This is a genomic window from [Empedobacter] haloabium, from assembly GCA_008011715.2.
Taxonomy (GTDB): Bacteria; Pseudomonadota; Gammaproteobacteria; order Burkholderiales; family Burkholderiaceae_D; genus Rugamonas; species Rugamonas haloabia.
Genome location: CP136508.1, coordinates 683,860 through 707,925 on the forward strand (window position 1 = coordinate 683,860; position 24,066 = coordinate 707,925).

The following is a 24,066-nucleotide window of genomic DNA, read 5'->3' on the forward strand; positions in this document are numbered from 1 at the left end:
ATAACCCGCCGAAGAAAAGTGCGTCGTCCCTCTTGTCGGGTTGGCGCCGGCTTGCTATAGTTCTGTCCCTGCCGCAGCGTAGACGTGAAAACGAAACGATGCGACAGAAACCGAGGGGTTGACGAGCTGCACGAAACACCGCATAATCTCATCTCTCTGCTGCTGACAAACACAACGATTTGTCACCGGGTTTGACCGGATCGCGGCAAGCCTTCAAGGGCAGAATTCTTTAACAATCAACAGTCGATAAGTGTGGGCGTTTGATGTGAGTGTGCCCGGGGCTTCGGTCCCGATACTCAAAATATATAGCATCAAACGCTTACACAAGTAATTAAACGTGACCTCGCAAGAGGAACGTCAGATTCTTGAGTGAGTGACCCCGACAGCAATGTCGGAAAACAGAGATTGAACTGAAGAGTTTGATCCTGGCTCAGATTGAACGCTGGCGGCATGCTTTACACATGCAAGTCGAACGGTAACAGGGAGCTTGCTCCGCTGACGAGTGGCGAACGGGTGAGTAATATATCGGAACGTGCCCAAGAGTGGGGGATAACGTAGCGAAAGTTACGCTAATACCGCATACGATCTATGGATGAAAGCAGGGGACCGCAAGGCCTTGTGCTCCTGGAGCGGCCGATATCTGATTAGCTAGTTGGTGAGGTAAAGGCTCACCAAGGCGACGATCAGTAGCTGGTCTGAGAGGACGACCAGCCACACTGGGACTGAGACACGGCCCAGACTCCTACGGGAGGCAGCAGTGGGGAATTTTGGACAATGGGCGCAAGCCTGATCCAGCAATGCCGCGTGAGTGAAGAAGGCCTTCGGGTTGTAAAGCTCTTTTGTCAGGGAAGAAACGGTCGTGGCTAATATCCACGGCTAATGACGGTACCTGAAGAATAAGCACCGGCTAACTACGTGCCAGCAGCCGCGGTAATACGTAGGGTGCAAGCGTTAATCGGAATTACTGGGCGTAAAGCGTGCGCAGGCGGTTTTGTAAGTCTGTCGTGAAATCCCCGGGCTTAACCTGGGAATGGCGATGGAGACTGCAAGGCTGGAATCTGGCAGAGGGGGGTAGAATTCCACGTGTAGCAGTGAAATGCGTAGAGATGTGGAGGAACACCGATGGCGAAGGCAGCCCCCTGGGCTAAGATTGACGCTCATGCACGAAAGCGTGGGGAGCAAACAGGATTAGATACCCTGGTAGTCCACGCCCTAAACGATGTCTACTAGTTGTCGGGTCTTAATTGACTTGGTAACGCAGCTAACGCGTGAAGTAGACCGCCTGGGGAGTACGGTCGCAAGATTAAAACTCAAAGGAATTGACGGGGACCCGCACAAGCGGTGGATGATGTGGATTAATTCGATGCAACGCGAAAAACCTTACCTACCCTTGACATGGCAGGAATCCCGAAGAGATTTGGGAGTGCTCGAAAGAGAACCTGCACACAGGTGCTGCATGGCTGTCGTCAGCTCGTGTCGTGAGATGTTGGGTTAAGTCCCGCAACGAGCGCAACCCTTGTCATTAGTTGCTACGAAAGGGCACTCTAATGAGACTGCCGGTGACAAACCGGAGGAAGGTGGGGATGACGTCAAGTCCTCATGGCCCTTATGGGTAGGGCTTCACACGTCATACAATGGTACATACAGAGGGCCGCCAACCCGCGAGGGGGAGCTAATCCCAGAAAGTGTATCGTAGTCCGGATTGTAGTCTGCAACTCGACTGCATGAAGTTGGAATCGCTAGTAATCGCGGATCAGCATGTCGCGGTGAATACGTTCCCGGGTCTTGTACACACCGCCCGTCACACCATGGGAGCGGGTTTTACCAGAAGTAGGTAGCTTAACCGTAAGGAGGGCGCTTACCACGGTAGGATTCGTGACTGGGGTGAAGTCGTAACAAGGTAGCCGTATCGGAAGGTGCGGCTGGATCACCTCCTTTCTAGAGTGGCACGGATCGCAAGATCGTGCATCAAACGCTCACACTTATCGACTGTCGAATGAAGAAGAAACAGTAGCACCGCAGTATGAACGCGGGTCTGTAGCTCAGCTGGTTAGAGCACCGTGTTGATAACGCGGGGGTCGTTGGTTCGAGCCCAACCAGACCCACCAAGTATCGCGCCCAGGGGGATTAGCTCAGCTGGGAGAGCACCTGCTTTGCAAGCAGGGGGTCGTCGGTTCGATCCCGTCATCCTCCACCAAAAGTTTAAACGTAAGCGTGACGAGTTCACTTTTATGTTTAGTCTTTTAGAGACTACTGCTGTTTCGCTCTTTAACAATCTGGAAGAAGTAAAGTTTTATTAAGCGTGTGAGAAATCACACACTTAGGGTAGTGTTCGAAAGAACGCATACAAAAACTCATCAAACACAGTAGTAAATGCTTGAACCGATAGCCGTCAAGGTTATAGGGACAAGTGAATAAGTGCACATGGCGGATGCCTTGGCGATTACAGGCGATGAAGGACGTAGTAGTCTGCGATAAGCTACGGGGAGCTGACAAACGAGCTTTGATCCGTAGATTTCCGAATGGGGAAACCCACCCTTTTAGGGTATCACTCACTGAATACATAGGTGTGTGAGGCGAACGCGGCGAACTGAAACATCTAAGTAGCTGCAGGAAAATAAATCAACCGAGATTCCCAAAGTAGTGGCGAGCGAAATGGGAAGAGCCTGTACGTGATAGTCGGACTGATAGTGGAAGCCTCTGGAAATAGGTGCCATAGCGGGTGATAGCCCCGTACACGAAATCAGACCGGTGGTACTAAGCGTACGACAAGTAGGGCGGGACACGAGAAATCCTGTCTGAAGATGGGGGGACCATCCTCCAAGGCTAAATACTCGTAATCGACCGATAGTGAACCAGTACCGTGAGGGAAAGGCGAAAAGAACCCCGGGAGGGGAGTGAAATAGATCCTGAAACCGTGTGCATACAAACAGTCGGAGCGGACTTGTTCCGTGACGGCGTACCTTTTGTATAATGGGTCAGCGACTTACATTCAGTAGCGAGGTTAACCATATAGGGGAGCCGTAGAGAAATCGAGTCCGAACAGGGCGTTAGTTGCTGGGTGTAGACCCGAAACCAAGTGATCTACCCATGGCCAGGTTGAAGGTGCGGTAACACGCACTGGAGGACCGAACCCACTAATGTTGAAAAATTAGGGGATGAGCTGTGGGTAGGGGTGAAAGGCTAAACAAACTTGGAAATAGCTGGTTCTCTCCGAAAACTATTTAGGTAGTGCCTCAAGTATCACCATCGGGGGTAGAGCACTGTTATGGCTAGGGGGTCATCGCGACTTACCAAACCATTGCAAACTCCGAATACCGATGAGTGCGAGCTTGGGAGACAGACGTCGGGTGCTAACGTCCGGCGTCAAGAGGGAAACAACCCAGACCGCCAGCTAAGGTCCCAAAGATTGGCTAAGTGGAAAACGAAGTGGGAAGGCTAAAACAGTCAGGATGTTGGCTTAGAAGCAGCCATCATTTAAAGAAAGCGTAATAGCTCACTGATCGAGTCGTCCTGCGCGGAAGATGTAACGGGGCTAAGCCAGTCACCGAAGCTGCGGATATCCGCAAGGATATGGTAGGAGAGCGTTCTGTAAGCCTGCGAAGGTGTCTTGTAAAGGATGCTGGAGGTATCAGAAGTGCGAATGCTGACATGAGTAGCGATAATGCGGGTGAAAAGCCCGCACGCCGTAAGCCCAAGGTTTCCTGTTCAACGTTCATCGGAGCAGGGTGAGTCGGCCCCTAAGGCGAGGCAGAGATGCGTAGCTGATGGGAAGCAGGTTAATATTCCTGCACCGTCGTATGATGCGATGGGGGGACGGATCGCGGAAGGTTGTCTGACTGTTGGAATAGTCAGTTTCTGGTTCATAGGAGGTACTTAGGCAAATCCGGGTACGTAATCCAAGGGATCGGGACGAGCGCTCTTGTAGCGCGAAGCAATCGGAAGTGGTTCCAAGAAAAGCCTCTAAGCTTCAGTCATACGAGACCGTACCGCAAACCGACACAGGTGGGCGAGATGAGTATTCTAAGGCGCTTGAGAGAACTCGGGAGAAGGAACTCGGCAAATTGGTACCGTAACTTCGGGAAAAGGTACGCCCCGGTAGCTTGACCACTTTACTGTGGAAGGGTGAAAGGGTTGCAATAAACTGGTGGCTGCGACTGTTTAATAAAAACACAGCACTCTGCAAACACGAAAGTGGACGTATAGGGTGTGACGCCTGCCCGGTGCTGGAAGATTAAATGATGGGGTGCAAGCTCTTGATTGAAGTCCCAGTAAACGGCGGCCGTAACTATAACGGTCCTAAGGTAGCGAAATTCCTTGTCGGGTAAGTTCCGACCTGCACGAATGGCGTAACGATGGCCACACTGTCTCCTCCCGAGACTCAGCGAAGTTGAAGTGTTTGTGATGATGCAATCTACCCGCGGCTAGACGGAAAGACCCCATGAACCTTTACTGTAGCTTTGCATTGGACTTTGAACCAATCTGTGTAGGATAGGTGGGAGGCTTTGAAGCGGGGACGCCAGTTCTCGTGGAGCCAACCTTGAAATACCACCCTGGTTTGTTTGAGGTTCTAACCTTGGCCCGTGATCCGGGTCGGGGACAGTGCATGGTAGGCAGTTTGACTGGGGCGGTCTCCTCCTAAAGTGTAACGGAGGAGTTCGAAGGTACGCTAGGTACGGTCGGACATCGTGCTAATAGTGCAATGGCATAAGCGTGCTTAACTGCGAGACCGACAAGTCGAGCAGGTACGAAAGTAGGACATAGTGATCCGGTGGTTCTGTATGGAAGGGCCATCGCTCAACGGATAAAAGGTACTCTGGGGATAACAGGCTGATTCCTCCCAAGAGTTCATATCGACGGGGGAGTTTGGCACCTCGATGTCGGCTCATCACATCCTGGGGCTGTAGCCGGTCCCAAGGGTATGGCTGTTCGCCATTTAAAGTGGTACGTGAGCTGGGTTTAAAACGTCGTGAGACAGTTTGGTCCCTATCTGCCGTGGGCGTTGGAAATTTGAAGGGGGCTGCTCCTAGTACGAGAGGACCGGAGTGGACGAACCTCTGGTGTACCGGTTGTCACGCCAGTGGCATTGCCGGGTAGCTAAGTTCGGAAGAGATAACCGCTGAAAGCATCTAAGCGGGAAACTTGCCTTAAGATGAGATTTCCCGGAGCCTTGAGCTCCTTGAAGGGTCGTTCGAGACCAGGACGTTGATAGGTCAGGTGTGGAAGTGCAGTAATGCATTAAGCTAACTGATACTAATTGCCCGTACGGCTTGTCCCTATAACCTTGACGGTTACAGAGCATTTGCCTGTGTTTGAGTTTTACCAGTAACACCCAACTTACTTCTTCCAGATTAGTAGCCGCGTTGCCCAACCGGGAACGAGGCTACGTACAAGTCATGCCTGATGACCATAGCAAGTCGGTCCCACCCCTTCCCATCCCGAACAGGACCGTGAAACGACTTTGCGCCGATGATAGTGCTGCAACCAGTGTGAAAGTAGGTTATCGTCAGGCTGTTATATAGAAAAACCCCCGTCCAGTGATCTGGCGGGGGTTTTTCGCTTTGGGCTTCGCGCTGCTCTGGGAGCACCGCGCTGTTGCTCCGCCGGGCACTGCCCGACCTCGCTATTCCGAGAAAAGCCCGCTGCGTGATCGCAGCGGGCTTTTTTCATTTCCGCGTGGGACGCGTGTAAACCCCCGGTGTCAGGCCGTGCGGCGGCCTGACACCATGGGTTCGCTTACGCCGCCATTAGAACTTGAAGCTGCCGTCGCTGCGGTCGATCACGCCCGAGCACGTCGCCGGCGTCGTGAACTCGCGATTGCCGGACGTCGTCGCCTGGTTGCTTTCCCACGTGGCCGTACTGCCGTTCCACTTCACGTACTTGTACTGCACGCTCGTATTGGGTGGCACGGCGACCGTTCCTGTCCACGGAACGTTGGCGCCGCTGCCCTGGATCGTGAGCGCGGCGCCACTGGCCGGCGCCCAGCTGCCCAGCACGCTGTTATTGCCCACCACGCGCAGGTTCTGGCCGGTCACGGTGTTGGCGTTGGCGATCGTGAACTTCACCTGGCAGGCGCTGCCGCCGCCGGGCGTCGTGACCGATGCCGCGGCACTGGCGGCGGAAACGTTCGGCACGGCGTCGAAAGCCTTGACCGCGTAGCTGTAGGTCGTGGACGCCGCCGCCGTGCTGTCGGTGTAGCTCGTCCCCGTAGCGATGGTGGCGATCTGCGTGCCGTTGCGGAACACGTAGTAGCCGGTCACCCCCACATTGTCGGTCGACGCCGTCCAGCCCAGGCGCACTGTGCTGGCGTCGACGGCCGTGGCGGTCAGCCCGGCCGGCGTGCTTGGCGCGGTGGTGTCAGGCGTGCATGGGTTCGATCCCTTGGTCACGGTGCCGCCAGCAACAGCCGAGATGCCGCTGGACAGCGCGTAGTTCTGCCCACCGTTGTTGTCCCAGGTCCCGGAACCATTGTTGAACGCGGCGGTCAAACCTGTCGCGCTGCCCAGGTTCACCGTCAGCATGGTCCAGCCGCCGCAGGCCGGCGTCATCGCCACGCCCGGTACGGCCGTCCACGTGCCGCCGGCCGGAGCGTAGTGCAGGTTGGCGGAGCTCCAATTCGTGCCGAGCTTGTAGTAGACCGTCGCGACATACCCTGCAGCTGTCGTCGCGGAGCGTGCCGCAGACGCGACGGACACATTGCCCGCCGCATCGCGCGCCTGCACGGTGTAGCTGTAGGCGGTCGATGGCGCCAGGCCACTGTCGTTGAAGCTGGCCGTCGTGCTGACGCCGGCCTGCACGCCGTTGCGCTTGATGACGTAGTCGCTGACGCCATAGTTGTCCGTGGCCGGGCTCCAGCTCAGTGTCAGCGAACTGGACGTGATTGCGGACGCGGCCGGCTGGCCAGGCGCGGTGGGCGCAATGGTATCCGCCGCTTTCGTTGTGACGACCAGCGCCTTGCTTTGCGCCGACTGGTTGCTGGCCGCGTCGATGGCCTGCACGGTGTAGCTGTAAGAGGTCGATGTCGCCAGCCCGCTGTCCACCAGACTGGTGCCGGTGCTGCTACCGACCAGTGTGCCGTTGCGGTAGACGCGGTAGCCCGTCACGGCCACGTTGTCGGTGGACGCGGCCCAGGTCAGCGTCACGGAACGGTCCGTCACCGCGGCGGCGGAAGGCACGCCCGGCACGGTCGGTGCCGTCTTGTCGACGACCAGGAAGGGGTAGACGCCGTTGACGGTGCCGTTGATGTCCTCGACATAGCCTGAGCCCGAGCCTGGCGTCGCGCGGTACTTGCCGGCCCCCACGAAGACCTGCTGGATTTCCGTCTTCGTGACATTGCCGCGCGCATCCGTCAGCTCGATGTAGTAGTCGAGCAGCTGGTTGCGGTAGTCCGACAGATAGACGTAGTACAGGTCGCCGATTTCCTGCGCAGGCAGCACGGCCAGCGTGTCGCGCGTGGTCGCGTTCCAGGCCACGCCATTCATGTCCGGCTGCAGGTCGCGCACGTTCATGTCATAGGCGCGCCATGCACCCACGTTGGCGGGCGTGATCGACAGGCCCGGTGTGCCGGCCAGCGCGGCCGGATCGTAGACCTTGTAGGTGTCGTCGGTCGCGCTGATGTCCTTGCTGGCGTGGATGCGCACCATTGCCTTGGCGCTGACGACGCCCGAGACGTCATGGGCATAGGTGTACAGCGCGAAGTCGTTGCTGTAGTGCTGGACGGTCCAGCCCTCGGCCTTGGAGCCGTTGACCGAGCCCGGATTGTACGGATAGCGTTGCGTCCACCAGGCGGACGGCCCGGTCTTGTCCTGCGCCAGGTTGGCCTGCACGTAGGGCTTCGTGAACGCCAGCGAGTTGTTGAACGCCAGCGTGGGCTTGACGCTGTCGTCCTTGTTTTCGTCGTAGTAGCCGAAACCGGAATCCATCGCCGGCAGCAGGAAATACCAGCCCAGCTCGGCCGGGTTGGCGCCGCCCGCGTAGTCGGCTGCCGGATTACCCTTGACCGGATAGGACAGCATCCAGGGATTGAGCTGGTTGCCGGCGTGGGTGATCTGCTTGTCCAGTGCCGTGCTCGGCTGCCAGTGGTTCGGGTGGGCGTCCAGCCAGACCTGCTCGGCGGTCTTGGCGTAATTCAGTGCCGCCTGCAGCAGCGCGAAGTTGCGCTCCAGGTAGTGCCAGCCATATTCGAGCGACACCGTCGCGCCTTCCTGCTGGCCGGCCAGGTTGGTCTTCGGCGCCAGGTTCAGGCCGTTGACACGATTGAAGTCGGCGAACTGGCCCTTCCAGATCAGGAACGGCAGGCGCCAGTGGTACCAGGTGGGATCGGACGAGGAATCGCGCGTGTCGATCCAGGAGCCGTCCTGCACGTGCTGGACGTCGTTGGCGGGAATCGGCTTGGCCTTCAGGTATTCGTCGATACCCAGGCAGTAGCCGTTGCCGCTGCACGTGGTGCCATGGCCGGCCTGCCACGTGCCCAGCGAGCCGGCGCGGCCGCTGGAGTTGTCGCCATCGTGGGCGACGACAAAGAACTGGCGTGGCTCGAGCGACTGGTAGGGCGCGATCTCGTCGACCGTCACGGAGCCTTCCCAGCCTTCGTACCACGAACCGTTCTGGCTGACAGGCACGCCGGCGATCTTGCTGACTGCGCCGGTAGCCGGGTCCACGTGCCGGACCCAGTGCGGCGTGGAAGCAAACGGGAACTTGTTGACGACAACCTGCTTCTCGTGCGCCATGGGATTGGCCACCCAGCTGCCGACCGCCGACGTATTGCGCAAGTCGGCCCGGTTCGGTGGCGACGTCAGCGTGTCGCCGGTCGCATCGTACGTCGCGAAGGGGTAGTCCTTGAGCGTACGGGAGAAATGGTTATTGCCGATGACGGACCACTGGATGCCCAGCTTGGCCAGGGTCGGGATCAGGCGGTCCGAAAAGCCCAGTTCGGTGGGGAAGAAGCCACGCGACGACACGAATTTACTGCCGAGGAAATACGGCTGCGCCAGCGTGACGTTCTGGTAGATGAGGTCTTTCAGGAAATAGTCGGACCCGACCAGCGGCCCCATGCTGTGGTGGCCCGTGAAGTGGATCGTGTCGAGCGTCGGGTAGTTATTGGTGGTCTTCAGGGTGCTGAACGTATTGGCCCAACCCTGGCCCCAGCTGGTATTGCTGTAGCCGGGGACGTTCTGCAAGGTCGTCAGGCTCTGCACGTTATTGATGACGGCGCCGGACATGGTGACGTGCACCTGGCCCTTGGCGCCCGAATGGCTCTGCATTTCGTTTGCCACCTGCATCGGCCAGTATTGGTAGGCCCCGGTCTTGGCGTCGTGCGAGTAGTAGCTGACCAGGTCGTCGTGCGGCATGATGGCGCCACCCAGCGAGGCAGGCAGGTAATAGCTGTAGCCGGAAGGCGGGTTGTTTTTCAGGTTGATGACTTCGCCATCGTAGGTATAGCGGATCGGCGCGCCGATCGGTGTCGCGTTGTATTTGGCCTGCACGTCCACCGCGTAGAAGGGCCAGAAATTCGGCATGTGGTTGTGATACACGTGCGCGGCGGGAATGGTTCCCGCGTTGGCCGCGGGAAGCGCAGCCGAGAAGGCGGCCGCCAGGCACAAGACCAGCGGTTTCTTGGTGAGTTGCATCGTCGTCCTCGAAGGTGGTTACTGCGAACAAGGGCCTGCACACGGCTGTTCGCATCCCGTACGGACGAGCGCCAGCCGCCTGGCAGGGCCAGGAATTTAAAAATGGGAAATCAAATCGTGCGTCTCCTGCGGAGCCCCGTGAGCGGGGTCTTCTGCGGTGGCTGCGTACTATGGTTACCGGCCCGGAGGCCTTTGGCCGATCACGCTGTAGTCGCGCGACAAAATTTACGCTTGTGATTTTCCTAAGTCAATTTGTTTACGTAGTTATGCTACAACTGTGTCTTTTTGTCGGCGCGGCCGGTGCAATCGATCAGCTGCCTGAGCACTTGGCGGCAGCAAACTGTGGTAACACAACGAGGGCTCAGGGGTATGGAGGGGCGCTGGCGCAATCGACAGCGCGAAACGCGTTACGCGACGCAACGATTGTGAAGTGGGGGAAGTTGTAGTTTCACTAGATGAGTGGGCGCTTGCCAGCAGAAGGCCGTGTTACTCAAGTTCCGCAAGATAGCCAGGCCGAGCCCGGCGCGGCCGGGCGCACGGCGGCACCGCGCCAGACGGGTGCCGTCTGGAAGACGGTCAGACGCCCCAGATGATGTCGTCGCCATGGTCTCGCGCGGCGCGCAGCATTTCCAGCAGCGGATAGGCCCGTTGGGCAAAGCCGACGTGGTTGCGCTCGGCGATTTCCGGCGTTTCGCCCTCGTCCGGCAGCGTATGCGCGTGGGTGTGGGCGGCGTGATCCGCTTCCACTTCCGGGTGAAGTTTGCTCAGTTCGACCTCGTGTTCCAGCAGCTGCACCGCATGGGCGGCCTCGGCCGCGGTAATGACGCCGCGGCTGGGATTCTTCTGCAGCAGGTCGAGGATACGCTGGGCATGCTCCAGGTACATCGTGAGTCCGGCCGAGGATTTCGATTTGAACGTGATTAACATGGCGCTTCCTGTCTTGTTGTTTTAGTGGTTTAACGATATTACGACTACTCGGCACCGATTGTGCGCACACGTACGCTCAGCCCACCTTGAACGAGCGGAGAAACGTGTCCGCTTCCTCCCGGCTGACGGCATTGTCGGGGCCGACCACGATGACCTGGTAGGCACGTTTGCCGCGCGCCAGGAAACGGCCGCGCAAGGTCACCGGCTGGCCGCCGCGGGCGCCGTGCGCTTCCACCTCGAAACCGCCGTCGCGCGTCGATTCGATGGGCCGCGCCGCGCCGATATTGCGCACCATGGCTGCTTTCATCGCCTGTACCGCGAGCTGGGCATGGTCCGCATCGGCCAGCTCGGCGCTGCCGACGGCAAACACCGTGCCGTCGATATCGGTCGCGGCCATCGTCATCGACGCCTTCTGGCCGTTCAGGTCGACCGGGCGCGTGTGCGTTGCCGGTTTGCCCGGAAACAGCACGGCGTAAGGGGCCTGGCTGCCGCGATAGTCGCGCCAGTCGAATTTCGGGCTGCAGGCCGCCAACGTCACGGCGGCCAGCAGCGCGGCCAGCAGGGAAATGGGTGGGGTCATGGTGCGATGGTAGCAGTGCGTCCGCCACCGCGCCATAGCGCGGCGGCGCCGGTTCACGATTGCCGCACCGAGCGGCGGAACTGGATGGCTTCGGCCACGTGCCGCTCGTTGATCGTGGCGGCACCGGCCAGGTCGGCAATCGTGCGCGCGACCCGCAGCACACGGTGATAAGCCCGCGCCGACCAGTGGAATTGCAGCATGGCCTTGTGCAGCAGGTCCTGCCCGGCCCGTTCGGTCTTGCACCAGCGGTCGATCTCGCGCGCGCTCAGGTGGCTGTTGTTCTTGTGCTGGCGCGCCAGCTGGCGCCGCAGCGCTTCCTCGACGCGGGCGGCGATCGCGCTGGACGGCTCTCCGGCCGTGTCGCCCAGCAGCGTCTCCGGACTGACAGGGCCGACCTCGAGCTGGATGTCGATGCGATCGAGCAGCGGTCCGGAGATGCGGCCCTGGTAGCGCGCCACCGCCTCCGGCGTGCAGCGGCATTGCGCCGCCGGGTGGCCGAGGAAGCCGCATGGGCATGGATTCATCGCCGCGATCAATTGGAAGCGGGCCGGGAAGTCGGCCTGGCGTGCCGCCCGCGAGATCGTCACCTGACCCGATTCGAGCGGCTGGCGTAGTACCTCCAGCACGCGCCGCTCGAATTCCGGCAGCTCGTCCAGGAACAGCACGCCGCAATGGGCCAGTGAAATCTCGCCAGGGCGCGGCACGCTGCCGCCGCCGACCAATGCCACCGCGGACGACGTATGGTGCGGCGAACGGAACGGGCGCTGCTTCCAGCGCGCCAGCGCGAAGGCGCCCGTCAGCGACTGCACCGCCGCCGCCTCCAGCGCCTCGTCGTCCGTCATCGGTGGCAGGATGCCGGTGAAGCGCGACGCCAGCATCGTCTTGCCCGCGCCGGGCGGGCCCAGCAGCAAAACGCTGTGGCCACCGGCGGCGGCCACCTCCAGCGCCCGGCGTGCGCGTTGCTGGCCTTTGACGTCGGCAAAGTCCGGATAGGTCGTCACGGCGGCGGCCGGGCTGGGCCGGTGACGGGGCAGGCGCAGCGCGTCGTCGGCGGCGCGAAAGTGATTGCAGACTTCGAGCAGGCTGGCGGCCGGGTAGACGGCGACATCCCTCACCAGGGCCGCTTCGTCGGCGTTTGCGTACGGCAGCACGAACGCGCCACCGTCGCCGGCACTGCGCTGCACCGCGAACGTCATGGCCAGCGCGCCGCGGATCGGGCGCAGTTCTCCCGTCAGCGACAGCTCGCCAGCAAATTCATAGCGCGCCAGCGGTGGGGCGGGGATCTGGCCGGACGCGGCCAGGATGCCCAATGCGATCGGCAGGTCGAAGCGGCCGGACTCCTTCGGCAGGTCGGCCGGTGCCAGGCTGACGGTGATGCGGCGCTGTGGCATGTCGAAGCCGGCCGTCAGGATGGCCGCGCGCACGCGGTCGCGCGCTTCCTTTACCTCGGTCTCCGCCAGGCCCACGATATGAAAGGCCGGCAATCCGTTGGCCAGGTGCACCTCGACGCTGACCGGCGGCGCTTCCATGCCCGTCAGGGCACGGCTTTTCACGACGGCAAGGCTCATGGCTTCCCCAGTACGGCTGCGTATCCTCCGATCGTAGAAGATCGGGCGCCGCCGCCTTTGCGCCGCCACAAGCCCGGCGGGTGCGCTAGCTGGCGCGCCGCTGGCGCCGGGCCGCCAAAGCGAGCAGGGCCAGGCCGGTGCCGAGCAGGCCATACGTGGCCGGTTCCGGCACCGGCGTCAGCAACACCCAGGAGCAGTCGCTGCCCTGGCAGCCCACCCCCAGGATCGTGCCGCTATCGTTGATGTCGGCGACATCGCGGATGGTCCAGCCTGGCTGGTCCAGCAGGCCGGCCAGCAGCACGATTTCGCCGTCGCTGTACAGGAAACCCGCGCCGCCCTGGCCGGGCGCGAACAGCCGGCCGACGACGTCGCCGCGGTTGTTGATGGCACTGGCACTGGAAAAACTGTAACCCGGCTGTGACAAGGTGGTGGTCTCGCCCTCCTGCCAGATCACCGCGCTGGCTGTCGACGTGCCGCTGTTGGCCAGCACCTGGCCCGCGTTGTTGATGTCGAAGGCATAGTAATTGTCGGCCAGGCCGAGGTCCTGCATCGCACCGTTGCGGTAGATGAACGAGCGGCGGCGGTCGTCGGCATCGAGGCTGAAGCCGACGACGATACCGTTGTCGTTGATTCCGGCGCCCATGCTGAAGTTGCCACCCAGCGTGCCCAGGTCATGTACCTGGCCATTGCTGAACGTCGCCGCGTGGGTGTACGGGATGAGGTTGCCGTAGTCGTCGTAGAAGCCGCCGTTGACGGCACTGGTGCCGGCCAGCAGGCCATTGCCGCTGATGCGGTTGACGACGCCGTAGCCCAGCCCGTCCGGCGTCGTGCGCAGGGTGGGCAGCGACTCGACGACGCCGTTGCGCCATAGTCCCGTTTCCTGCACGTTCTGCGGCGGCCCTTCCTCGACCCGCATCAGCCCGACCGCACCATTGTCGCCGAACGCCGTGATCGCGGTGGGTTGATCGCTCAGCTGCGGAATCAGGGTGAGCTGGCCGTCGGCGGCGCGTATGTAGCCTTGGCCGCCCAGGTAACCCGTGGCGGCGCCGGCATTGTTCAGATGGGTCCAGCGGGTGGTGCCGTCCGGGGACAGCGTGGTGATGGAATAGGCCGGGGCCGCAAATGCCGTGCCCGACAGCAAAAGGGCGGACGTCGCCAGCGCGAATGCGTGCTTTACCATGGTGATCTCCTGAACGAAGCAACAAAGGAAAACAGGCGTGACTGGACGATCCTACCGCCGCGGCGCGCGGCGGTGGTTGTGGCAGACGATAGTATTTTGCTATTCGAGGTGCCGGCACCCAGGTGCCGGCAGGGGAGGGTTACAGCGGGGTTTTTTCGGCGGCCAGCTTCGCTTCCAGCTCGGCCAGACGCGTCTCCAGCAGCTCCAGGCGGGCGCGGGTCTTGGCCAGCACCTGCGCCTGGATGTCGAACTCCTCGCGCGTGACGAGGTCGAGGCGGGCAAAGCCCTGCGTCATCATCGACTTGACGTTCTTTTCGATATCTTTCGCGGGCGAGTTCTGGATCACATGGTTGATCTTGTTTTGCAGGTCGTTGAAGAAGGTGTTCATGTCCACGATGGGCTCCAGTAGGGTGTCTCTCGTCGCACCAGGTTAGTGCGACGCCAGAGATTATTTGGTGCGAATAGGTCGGCCTTGTGTCTTGCTATCAGCTATCGACGCAGCAATAAATCCTCAAAAATTGCTGGCACGCATTCTGCTTAGCTAAAGATCAAAGCTTTGACGATCGACCTGAATTTTAAACCGCAATAAAAGTTCACTCCAAAGGAAATCGCCATGAACCACCCGAGCAAGTGCCTGCCCCTCGCCATTCTCCTGTGTGCCGCCTGCGCGGCAGGCCAAGCGGGCGCGCAGGAAGGCACCGCTGCACCCCAGGCGAAGCCGGACAACGAGATCAGCTTCAATGCGGCCGTCACCAGCGATTACCGTTACCGCGGGATTTCGCAAACACGCTTGAAACCCGCGCTGCAAGGCGGCGCCGACTGGGTCAACAACCCGACGGGTTTCTATGCCGGCACCTGGCTGTCCACCATCAAGTGGGTCAAGGACGGCGGTGGCGACGGCAGCATCGAATGGGACCTGTATGCCGGCAAGCGCGGCGAGCTGGCACCCGGCGTGTCGTATGACGTGGGCGGCCTCGGCTACGTCTACCCGTCCAATTCACTGCCGACCAGCGCCAACACGTTCGAGCTGTACGGCCAGCTGGGCTACGGCCCGGCCACGCTGAAATACTCGCACTCGCTGACCAATCTGTTCGGCTTTGCCGACAGCAAGAACAGCCAGTACCTGGACGCCTCCGTCAACCAGGAGCTGGCGCAGGGCTTCATCCTGAACCTGCACGTGGGCCACCAGAAGGTCAAGGGCAACAGCTATGCCGACTATACCGACTGGAAAGTGGGCATCACGAAGGACTTCGGCGTCGCCACCGTCGCGCTGGCCTACGTCGACACCAATACCGACAGCTATCTCGCACCGAACGGCAAGAACCTCGGCAAGTCCGGTGTGGTGCTGACCGTCTCCAAAACTTTTTAAACGAGGCCCGCCATGAAAATGATTACCGCCATCATCAAGCCCTTCAAGCTGGACGAGGTGCGCGAAGCGCTGTCCGCCATCAATGTACAGGGCATTACCGTGACCGAAGTCAAGGGTTTCGGCCGCCAGAAAGGCCATACCGAGCTGTACCGTGGCGCCGAGTACGTGGTCGACTTCCTGCCGAAGACCAAGATCGAGGCGGCCGTGGACGATGCCATCGTCGACCAGGCCATCGAAGCCATCGAGGGTGCGGCACGCACCGGCAAGATCGGCGACGGCAAGATTTTCGTGTACAACCTGGAACAGGTGATCCGTATCCGTACCGGCGAAACCGGCAACGACGCTCTTTAAGCAAGGGGAAACTGAATGAAAAAAATGATAACAACAATGCTGGCGGGGATGGCGTTCCTGATGGCGGTCGGCACGGCGGTGCCGGCATGGGCGCAGGATGCCCAGCCCGCCGCCGTGGCGACCACGGCCACGACCGAGGCGCCTGCGGCGACGCCGGCCGCCCCGGCCGCTGTCGCCGCCCCGGCACCGGCCGCGGCGCCGGCCGCGCCGGTCCCGCACAAGGGCGATACGGCCTGGATGTTCGTCGCCACCCTGCTGGTGATCATGATGACGATCCCCGGCCTGGCGCTGTTCTACGGCGGCCTGGTGCGTTCGAAGAACATGCTGTCCGTACTGATGCAGGTCTTCACGATCTTCTCGCTGATCATCGTGCTGTGGTGCCTGTATGGCTACTCGTTCGCGTTCACGGAAGGTAACAGCGTGATCGGCTCGGCCGGCCGCGCGCTGCTGAACGGCATCTACGATCCCGCCAAGGGCTTTGCCGTCGCGGCGACCTTCAGCAAGGGCGTCGTCATTCCCGAATTTATCTTTGTCGCATTCCAGGGCACGTTCGCGGCCATCACCTGCGCGCTGATCGTCGGTGCGTTCGCCGAGCGCGCACGCTTTGCCGCCGTGCTGGCCTTCATCGTGCTGTGGTTCACGTTCTCCTACCTGCCGATCGCGCACATGGTCTGGTTCTGGACGGGCCCCGATGCGATCACGGACGCCGCCGCGCTGACGGCCGAGAGCGCCAAGGCCGGCTATATCTGGCAGAAGGGCGCGCTGGACTTCGCCGGCGGCACCGTCGTGCACATCAATGCCGCCGTGGCCGGCATCGTGGGTGCGTTCATGATCGGCAAGCGTGTCGGCCTGGGCCGCGAATCGATGGCGCCGCACTCGCTGACACTGACGATGGTCGGTGCCTCGCTGCTGTGGGTGGGCTGGTTCGGCTTCAACGCCGGCTCGGCACTGGAAGCGGGCGACATCGCCGCGCTCGCTTTCGTCAACACCTTGCTGGCGACGGCGGCTGCCGCCGTGTCGTGGTTGATGGCCGAATGGGTACTGAAGGGCAAGCCTTCGATGCTGGGCGCCGCGTCCGGCGCCGTCGCCGGCCTGGTCGCCATCACCCCGGCGGCGGGCTTCGTCGGCCCGATGGGCGGCTTGGTCATCGGCCTGCTCGCTGGTATAGTCTGCCTGTGGGGCGTAAACGGCCTGAAGCGCATGCTGGGCGCGGACGACTCGCTGGACGTGTTCGGCGTGCACGGCGTCGGCGGTATCCTGGGAGCGATCCTGACGGGCGTGTTCGCCGCGCCGTCGCTGGGTGGCCAGGGCATTTGGGACTATGTCGCCAACGCTGCCTCCGCCGACTATTCGATCGGCGGCCAGGTCATCACGCAGGCCACGGCAGTCGGCATCACGATCGCCTGGTCGGGCATCGTGTCGCTGATCGCCTACAAGCTGGTCGACGTCGTCATCGGCCTGCGTGTACCGGAAGAGCAGGAGCGCGAAGGCCTGGACATCACGAGCCACGGCGAATCGGCGTATCACTCCTGATTCGGCCGTTTTCGCCGTGAAAAGCGCCCCGCTGGGGCGCTTTTTTGCTTTTTGAACCTTTAAATTGCCAGTTTTGCCCCGATTTGGTGAATTCGCAATCCGCCCGACCGACTACAAGGATGTAACATGGTGCCCCACCTCGTCACGGCCCTGACCGGACCGCTGCTCGACCTCGAAGAGAAAATCATTGCCGCCACGCCCGCCATCGAACGCTGGTTCCGGCTGGAGTGGCAGGAGCATACGCCGCCGTTCTATTGCTCCGTCGATCTGCGCAATGCGGGCTATAAACTGGCACCGGTCGATACCAACCTGTTCCCGGGCGGCTTCCACCACCTGGCCACGGAAATGCTGCCGCTGTCGGTGCAGGCGGCCATGGCCGCGATCGACAAATACTGCCCGGACGCGCGCAACCTGCTGATGATTCCGGAAAGCCACAACCGTCATCCGACGTATCTGGAGAACGTGGCGCGGCTGATGCAGATCTTCCGCCAGACCGGCCTGCACGTGCGCCTGGGTACCCTGAATCCCGAGATCACGCAGCCGACGCCGCTGGCGCTGCCGGACGGCAACATGCTGGTCGTCGAGCCGCTGGAGCGTTCGCCCAACGGGCGCCGCCTGGGGCTGAAGGATTTCGACCCCTGCACCATCCTGCTGAACAACGACCTGTCCGCCGGCATTCCGGACATCCTGCAGAACATCCACGAGCAGAGCCTGCTGCCGCCGCTGCACGCGGGCTGGGCGCTGCGCCGCAAGAGCAACCACTTCACGGCCTACGACGAAGTGGCCAAGAAATTCGGCAAGCTGATCGGCGTGGACCCGTGGATGGTCAACCCGTTCCACGCCAAGTGCGGTGAAGTCGACCTGCAGAGCGGCGAGGGACAGGATTGCCTGGCCGGTAACGTCGACGCGGTGCTGGCCAAGATCCGCAAGAAATACAAGGAATACGGCATCAAGGAAAAACCGTTTGTCATCGTCAAGCCGGACGCGGGCACCTACGGCAAGGGCATCATCAGCATCCGCGACGCGGCCGAGCTGAAGGACCTGTCGCCCGCGCAGCGCGAGAAAATGTCGGTGGTGAAGGATGGCAAGGCCGTGACGGACCTGAACATCCAGGAAGGCGTGCCCACCTTCGAGAGCATCAAGGAATCCGTGGCGGAGCCGGTGGTCTACATGATCGACCGCTACGTCGTTGGCGGCTTCTACCGCGTGCACGCCGAGCGGGGCGTGGACCAGAACCTGTACGGCCCGGGCTCGCAATACGTGCCGCTGGCGTTTGCCCAGCAGCACGCGATTCCGGACCTGAAGGCCAAGCCGGGCACGGCCGCGCCGAACCGCTTCTATGTCTACGGCGTCGTCGCGCGGCTGGCGCTGCTGGCCGCTTCGCTGGAAATGGAGCGTACCGACCCGAATCCGGAAGTGTACTGACGCGAGCTTGCCACTGCGCCGGCGGCCCCGGCGGGGCGGGCGATGCCATCGAAGAAACTCGGCTAAAATCGGTCAATTACTTCGAATGGATGCGCCAATGAAAATCGCTTTCCTCGCGGACCCGCTGGATAGTTTCAAGATCTACAAGGATTCCACGTTTGCCATGATGGCCGAGGCCGCCAAGCGCGGCCATGAGGTGTACGCCTTCCAGCAGCGCCATATGGCTTTGCGCGACGGCATCGTCAGCGCCCACGCGGCGCGCATCACGCTGACGGGCGACGCGGACGAGTGGTACACGGCGGCCCCTTCCGAAGACGTGCGCCTGGGCGAGTTCGATGCGATCCTCGAGCGCAAGGACCCGCCGTTCGACATGGAATACGTCTACGGCACCTACCTGCTGCAGCTGGCCGAGCAGCAGGGCGCGCGCGTGTTCAACAGCCCACAGGCAATCCGCGACCACAACGAGAAGCTGGCCATCGCCCAGTTCCCCCAGTTCACCGCGCCCACGCTGGTCACTTCCGACGAGATGCGCCTGCGCGACTTCCAGGCCGAGCACGGCGACGTCATCTTCAAGCCGTTGGACGGCATGGGCGGCGCCGGCATCTTCCGCGTCAATGCGGATGGCCTGAACCTGGGTTCCATCATCGAGACGCTGACGGAAAACGGCCGTCGCACCATCATGGTGCAGCGCTACATCCCGGACATCGTCAAGGGCGACAAGCGCATCCTCGTCATCGGCGGCAAGCCGGTGCCGTTCTCGCTGGCCCGGATTCCCCAGGGCGGCGAGGTGCGCGGCAACCTGGCGGCCGGCGGCGTTGGCGTGGCGCAACCTTTGACCGAGCGCGACCGTGAGATTGCCGAGGCCATCGGCCCGGTGCTGGCTGCGCGCGGCTTGTTGCTGGTAGGATTGGATGTGATCGGCGATTACCTCACCGAGGTCAACGTCACCAGCCCGACCTGCTTCCAGGAGATCACCCAGCAGTCCGGCTTCGCGGTCGCGGCGATGTTCATCGACGCACTGGAGGCGGGCGTGCGGTCGGCTTGTTAAAGTCAGGAAGGGATATGGTAGGAATTTTGCTTATGACACACGCGCCGCTGGGAGAAGCGTTCCTGGCGGCGGTGTCGCACGTCTTTCGCGGCAAGGTCGATCATCTGGAAGCGATCGACGTGGTGGCCGACCAGGACCTGGCGGACGTGCAGGCGCTGGCGACGGCCGCCATCAAGCGCCTCGACGACGGTTCCGGCGTGCTCGTCATCACGGACGTGAAGGGCGGCACCCCGGCCAATTGCTGCAACAAGCTGGCGGACGCGGGCCACGTGGAAATCATCGCCGGCATCAGCCTGCCGATGCTGCTGCGTGCCATCACCTACCGCACCGACACGCTCGACGTGGTGGTGGAAATGGCGCTGGCCGGTGCGCAAAGCGGCGCGGTGCGGGTCGATAACCGCATTCGCGTGCAATAAGGGGAACTTAAAGATTTGACGAAATAATAAGGCTAGACGTGCCGCCGGCGATGCCGGCGGCGGTGACCGCAGTGCGCATAGAAGCGATACATACAACATGATTCAGCAAGAACTCGAGATTATTAATAAATTAGGTCTGCATGCGCGTGCTTCCGCCAAGTTCACCCAACTGGCCGCCAAGTTCCAGAGCGAGGTCTGGCTGTCCCGCAACGGGCGTCGCATCAACGCCAAATCCATCATGGGCGTCATGATGCTGGCTGCCGGCAAGGGGGCGAAAGTCACGCTGGAGGCCAATGGCGCCGACGAAGCCGAATGCATCGGCGCCTTGTCCGCGCTGGTCAACGACAAGTTCGGCGAAGGCGAGTAAATGCCGTTTGACCGCAGCCGTTCCCCCTTCCACGCAGGAGCATCGATGGCATCGTTCACACTGCACGGCATCCCGGTCTCGCGCGGCATCGCCATCGGCCGCGCCCACCTGCTGGCGCCCGCCGCGCTGGACGTCAAGCATTACCTGATCGCGGAAGAACACGTGGAAGCGGAAGTCGTGCGCCTGCAGACGGCGCTCACCGCCGTGCATCGCGAACTGCAGACGCTGTGGAACGAGCTGCCCAAGGACGCCCCCACGGAGCTGGGCGCGTTCATCGACGTGCACGCGCTGATCCTGTCCGATCCAATGATCTCGGAAGCGCCGCTGGACATCATCCGCAGCCGCCACTACAACGCCGAATGGGCGCTGGTCACGCAGATCGAGGAGCTGTCGTCGCAGTTCGACGAGATCGAGGACGCCTACCTGCGCGAGCGCAAGGTCGACATCCAGCAGGTCGCGGAACGGGTGCTGAAGGTCCTGATGGGGAGCGAGCCGCTGGCCGCGCCCAACGCCGTCAACCCGGACGACGACGAATTCATGGCGCAGATGGTCGTCATCGCGCACGACATCTCGCCGGCGGACATGCTGAAGTTCCGCGACCGCTCGTTCATCGGCTTCGTCACCGACGTGGGCGGGCAGAACTCCCACACGGCGATCGTGGCACGCAGCCTGGACATTCCGGCCACCGTCGGTGTGGCGCAGGCATCCACCCTGATCGAACAGGACGACTGGGTCATCATCGACGGCGACGCCGGCGTCGTCATCGTCAGCCCCAGCGCGCTGGTGCTGGAGCAGTACCGCGAGCGCCAGCTGGCAGCGCAACGCGCGCGCAAGAAGCTGTCGAAACTGAAGAAAACGCCGGCCGTCACGAAGGATGGCACCGCGATCACCCTGTTGGCCAATATCGAGCTGCCGGACGACTGCGGCCCGGCGCTGGAGTCGGGCGCCAACGGTGTCGGCCTGTTCCGCTCCGAGTTCCTGTTCATGGGCCGCGCGGCCAATATGCCATCGGAAGACGAGCAGTTCGAGCAGTACCGCCGCGCCGTGGTCGCGATGAAGGGCCGCCCGGTGACGATCCGCACGCTCGACATCGGCGCCGACAAGCCGCTCGACCCGACCGAGCACACGGCCCTGAACCCGGCGCTGGGCCTGCGCGCGATCCGCTACTGCCTGTCCGAGCCGCAGCTGTTCCTGACGCAGCTGCGCGCGATCCTGCGTGCCTCCGCGTTCGGCAAGGTGCGCATCCTGATCCCGATGCTGGCGCACGCGTTCGAGATCGACCAGTCGCTGGCGATGATCGAGCAGGCCAAGGCGCAGCTGCGCGAGGCCAACGTCAAGTTCGACGCCAATGTGGACGTCGGCGCGATGATCGAGATTCCCGCCGCCGCGCTGGCGCTGCCGATGTTCGTGCGGAAGATGAACTTCCTGTCGATCGGCACCAACGACCTGATTCAGTACACCCTGGCGATCGACCGGGTTGATTATGAGGTGGCGCACCTTTACAATCCCTTGCATCCCGCCATCCTGCAACTGATTTCGATGACCATAGCCGCCGGCCAGAAGGCCGGTATCGACGTTGCCGTGTGTGGCGAGATGGCGGGCGATACCAAGCTCACGCGTCTGCTGCTCGGCATGGGGCTGCGCGAATTTTCGATGCACCCGGCGCAGCTGCTCGCCGTGAAGCAGGAAATCCTGAACAGCGACCTGGGCGCGATCGCCCCGCTGACCCGCAAGATACTTCGTTCGACGGACCCGGACGGCATCGCGGATGCCGTGCTGGCCCTGCAGACGAGTTGACTACCACAGGTAGAACCGGTGGCGCCTCCATTGCGGCGCCGCTTCGACGACTGGCCCGTGGGGCCGCAGTACTGTGATCAACAACCCATGTCCTCGATAGGAATCGTCTCTCCGCAAACGATGGCGTTTGCGGAACCCCTGCAGTTGCAGAGCGGCGCCACGCTGCGCGACTATCACCTGATGGTCGAAACCTACGGCACCTTGAATGCCGACAAATCCAACGCCGTGCTGGTGTGCCATGCGCTGAACGCGTCGCACCACGTGGCCGGCTACTATGCCGACGACCCGAAGAACGTCGGCTGGTGGGACAATATGGTCGGTCCCGGCAAGCCGCTCGATACCGACAAGTTCTTCGTCATCGGCATCAACAACCTGGGTTCCTGCTTCGGCTCCACCGGCCCGATGCACGTCAATCCGGCCACCGGCAAGCCGTATGGCGCCGCCTTCCCCGTCGTCACGGTGGAGGACTGGGTCAACGCGCAGGCGCGCGTGGCCGACCGCCTGGGCATCGCGCAGTTCGCGGCCGTCATGGGCGGCTCGCTGGGCGGCATGCAGGCGCTGGCCTGGAGCATCATGTATCCGGAGCGGCTGCGCCACTGCGTCGTGATCGCCTCCACGCCCAAGCTCTCGGCCCAGAACATCGCGTTCAACGACGTGGCGCGCCAGGCCATCCTGACCGACCCGGACTACCGCGGCGGCGACTTCTACGAGCACGGCGTGGTGCCGAAGAACGGCCTGAAGGTGGCGCGCATGATCGGTCACATCACCTATCTGTCGGACGACGACATGGCGGAGAAGTTCGGCCGCAAGCTGAGGGACATTGCCGAATCGGGCACCTACAAGTTCGGCTACGGCATCGACTTCGAAATCGAATCCTACCTGCGCTACCAGGGCGACAAGTTCTCCGAATACTTCGACGCCAACACCTACCTCCTGATCACGAAGGCGCTGGACTATTTCGACCCGGCCCGACTGCACGACGGCGACCTGGCCAAGGCGCTGGCGGTAACGAAGGCGAAGTTCTTCCTGGCCTCGTTTACGACCGACTGGCGCTTCTCGCCGGAGCGCTCGCGCGAGATCGTGCAGGCGCTGCTGTCGAACCGGCGCGAAGTGACGTATGCCGAGATCGACGCGCCGCACGGCCACGATGCGTTCCTGCTGGACGACGCGCGCTACCTGAACCTGGTGCGGGCGTATTACGAGCAGGTGTGGCAAGAACTGGCAAAGGAGGGCGCATGACGTTCGACGACTTGAAGGCGGCGCGGCCCGACCTGGCATTCATCGCCCACTGGGTCCGGCCCGGCGCCCACGTGCTGGACGTGGGCTGCGGCGATGGCGTGATGATGGAATACCTGCAGAGCGACAAGGGCTGCAGCGGTTATGGCCTGGAACTGGCGGACGACAAGGTGCTGGCCAGCACCAAGCGCGGCGTGCGCGTGCTGCAGCAGGACTTCGAGAAAGGCCTGGGCATCTTCGGCGACAACTCGTTCGACACGGTGCTGTGCCTGTCCTCCCTGCAGATGATGAAGCACGTGGAAGACCTGCTGCGCGACATCGTGCGGGTCGGCACCGAGGCCATCGTCTCCTTCCCCAACTTCGCCTACTGGCCGCACCGCGTCGCGCTGCTGCGCGGGCGCATGCCGGTGTCGAAGACGCTGCCGTACCAGTGGTACGACACGCCCAACGTGCGCTGCGCCACGATCGAGGATTTCCGCGAACTGGCCGCCGAGGTGGGGCTGGAAGTGATCGAATGCGTGGCGCTGGCGGAAGGGAAGATCGTCCATTTCCTGCCCAACCTGCGCGGCGAGCTGGCCGTGTTCCGCCTGCGGAAAAAGGGCGGCCGTTAAGCTGTGATATCGTGTCGCCTGCGGGACAG

16 protein-coding genes, 2 tRNA genes and 3 rRNA genes are annotated in these 24,066 nt (G+C 62.0%); 15 read left to right on the top strand and 6 right to left on the bottom strand.

Annotated elements, in window-relative coordinates:
- The first annotated feature begins 407 nt into the window (after positions 1-407).
- The 5 genes from E7V67_003025 to rrf all read left to right on the top strand — a co-directional run bounded on the left by E7V67_003025 (position 408) and on the right by rrf (position 5,512).
- Positions 408-1,938, top strand: a 16S ribosomal RNA gene (locus E7V67_003025).
- 93 nt (positions 1,939-2,031) lie between these two features.
- A tRNA-Ile gene (locus tag E7V67_003030) sits at positions 2,032-2,108 on the top strand.
- Between the two features lie 13 nt (positions 2,109-2,121).
- Positions 2,122-2,197 (top strand) — tRNA-Ala (locus tag E7V67_003035).
- 207 nt (positions 2,198-2,404) lie between these two features.
- A 23S ribosomal RNA gene (locus E7V67_003040) occupies positions 2,405-5,278 on the top strand.
- Positions 5,279-5,399: 121 nt separating this feature from the next.
- Positions 5,400-5,512, top strand: a 5S ribosomal RNA gene (gene rrf, locus E7V67_003045).
- The 16S, 23S and 5S rRNA genes sit together here with 2 tRNA genes alongside, the layout of an rRNA operon.
- Positions 5,513-5,747: 235 nt before the next feature.
- Here the strand turns inward: rrf and E7V67_003050 are convergent.
- The 6 genes from E7V67_003050 to E7V67_003075 all read right to left on the bottom strand — a co-directional run bounded on the left by E7V67_003050 (position 5,748) and on the right by E7V67_003075 (position 14,278).
- A complete protein-coding gene (locus E7V67_003050) occupies positions 5,748-9,629 on the bottom strand; it encodes a carbohydrate binding domain-containing protein (protein ID WUR14094.1) in 3,882 nt (1,293 codons plus the stop codon).
- 576 nt (positions 9,630-10,205) lie between these two features.
- Positions 10,206-10,556: a DUF1840 domain-containing protein gene (locus E7V67_003055; GenBank protein ID WUR14095.1), complete on the bottom strand. Its 351-nt coding sequence runs from the start codon at positions 10,554-10,556 to the stop codon at positions 10,206-10,208.
- A 76-nt stretch (positions 10,557-10,632) separates the two neighbouring features.
- Positions 10,633-11,136 (bottom strand): hypothetical protein, encoded by a 504-nt coding sequence (locus E7V67_003060; GenBank protein ID WUR14096.1) that lies wholly within the window; start codon positions 11,134-11,136, stop codon positions 10,633-10,635.
- 53 nt (positions 11,137-11,189) lie between these two features.
- On the bottom strand, positions 11,190-12,704 hold the full coding sequence (locus E7V67_003065) for a YifB family Mg chelatase-like AAA ATPase (GenBank protein ID WUR14097.1): 1,515 nt from the start codon (positions 12,702-12,704) through the stop codon (positions 11,190-11,192).
- An 85-nt stretch (positions 12,705-12,789) separates the two neighbouring features.
- Positions 12,790-13,884 carry an HAF repeat-containing PEP-CTERM protein gene (locus E7V67_003070; GenBank protein WUR14098.1) on the bottom strand — a complete coding sequence of 365 codons (1,095 nt, stop codon included), beginning with the start codon at positions 13,882-13,884 and terminating at the stop codon, positions 12,790-12,792.
- Between the two features lie 139 nt (positions 13,885-14,023).
- Positions 14,024-14,278 carry an accessory factor UbiK family protein gene (locus E7V67_003075; GenBank protein ID WUR14099.1) on the bottom strand — a complete coding sequence of 85 codons (255 nt, stop codon included), beginning with the start codon at positions 14,276-14,278 and terminating at the stop codon, positions 14,024-14,026.
- Between the two features lie 219 nt (positions 14,279-14,497).
- On the opposite strand from E7V67_003075, the gene E7V67_003080 reads away from it, so the two are divergent.
- The 10 genes from E7V67_003080 (at position 14,498) to metW (ending at position 24,037) form a co-directional block, all read left to right on the top strand.
- Positions 14,498-15,253, top strand: coding sequence for a TorF family putative porin (locus E7V67_003080; protein ID WUR14100.1), 756 nt, complete (start codon positions 14,498-14,500; stop codon positions 15,251-15,253).
- 12 nt (positions 15,254-15,265) lie between these two features.
- On the top strand, positions 15,266-15,604 hold the full coding sequence (locus E7V67_003085; protein WUR14101.1) for a P-II family nitrogen regulator: 339 nt from the start codon (positions 15,266-15,268) through the stop codon (positions 15,602-15,604).
- Positions 15,605-15,619: 15 nt separating this feature from the next.
- Positions 15,620-17,137, top strand: a complete 1,518-nt coding sequence (amt, locus tag E7V67_003090; protein WUR14102.1) for an ammonium transporter — start codon at positions 15,620-15,622, stop codon at positions 17,135-17,137.
- A gap of 126 nt (positions 17,138-17,263) precedes the next feature.
- Positions 17,264-18,562 (top strand): glutamate--cysteine ligase, encoded by a 1,299-nt coding sequence (gene gshA / locus E7V67_003095; protein ID WUR14103.1) that lies wholly within the window; start codon positions 17,264-17,266, stop codon positions 18,560-18,562.
- Between the two features lie 97 nt (positions 18,563-18,659).
- Positions 18,660-19,610, top strand: a complete 951-nt coding sequence (gene gshB / locus E7V67_003100; protein ID WUR14104.1) for a glutathione synthase — start codon at positions 18,660-18,662, stop codon at positions 19,608-19,610.
- Positions 19,611-19,624: 14 nt separating this feature from the next.
- Positions 19,625-20,026 carry a PTS fructose transporter subunit IIA gene (locus E7V67_003105; protein ID WUR14105.1) on the top strand — a complete coding sequence of 134 codons (402 nt, stop codon included), beginning with the start codon at positions 19,625-19,627 and terminating at the stop codon, positions 20,024-20,026.
- Positions 20,027-20,123: 97 nt separating this feature from the next.
- Positions 20,124-20,393 (top strand): HPr family phosphocarrier protein, encoded by a 270-nt coding sequence (locus E7V67_003110; GenBank protein WUR14106.1) that lies wholly within the window; start codon positions 20,124-20,126, stop codon positions 20,391-20,393.
- A 45-nt stretch (positions 20,394-20,438) separates the two neighbouring features.
- Positions 20,439-22,190, top strand: a complete 1,752-nt coding sequence (gene ptsP / locus E7V67_003115; protein ID WUR14107.1) for a phosphoenolpyruvate--protein phosphotransferase — start codon at positions 20,439-20,441, stop codon at positions 22,188-22,190.
- Between the two features lie 57 nt (positions 22,191-22,247).
- Positions 22,248-23,429, top strand: a complete 1,182-nt coding sequence (locus E7V67_003120; GenBank protein ID WUR16220.1) for a homoserine O-acetyltransferase — start codon at positions 22,248-22,250, stop codon at positions 23,427-23,429.
- The gene (gene metW / locus E7V67_003125; GenBank protein WUR14108.1) at positions 23,426-24,037 is read left to right on the top strand and encodes a methionine biosynthesis protein MetW; all 612 of its coding nucleotides are present in this window, start codon (positions 23,426-23,428) and stop codon (positions 24,035-24,037) included. Before E7V67_003120 ends, metW begins: the two co-directional genes overlap by 4 nt.
- Positions 24,038-24,066: the final 29 nt, after the last annotated feature.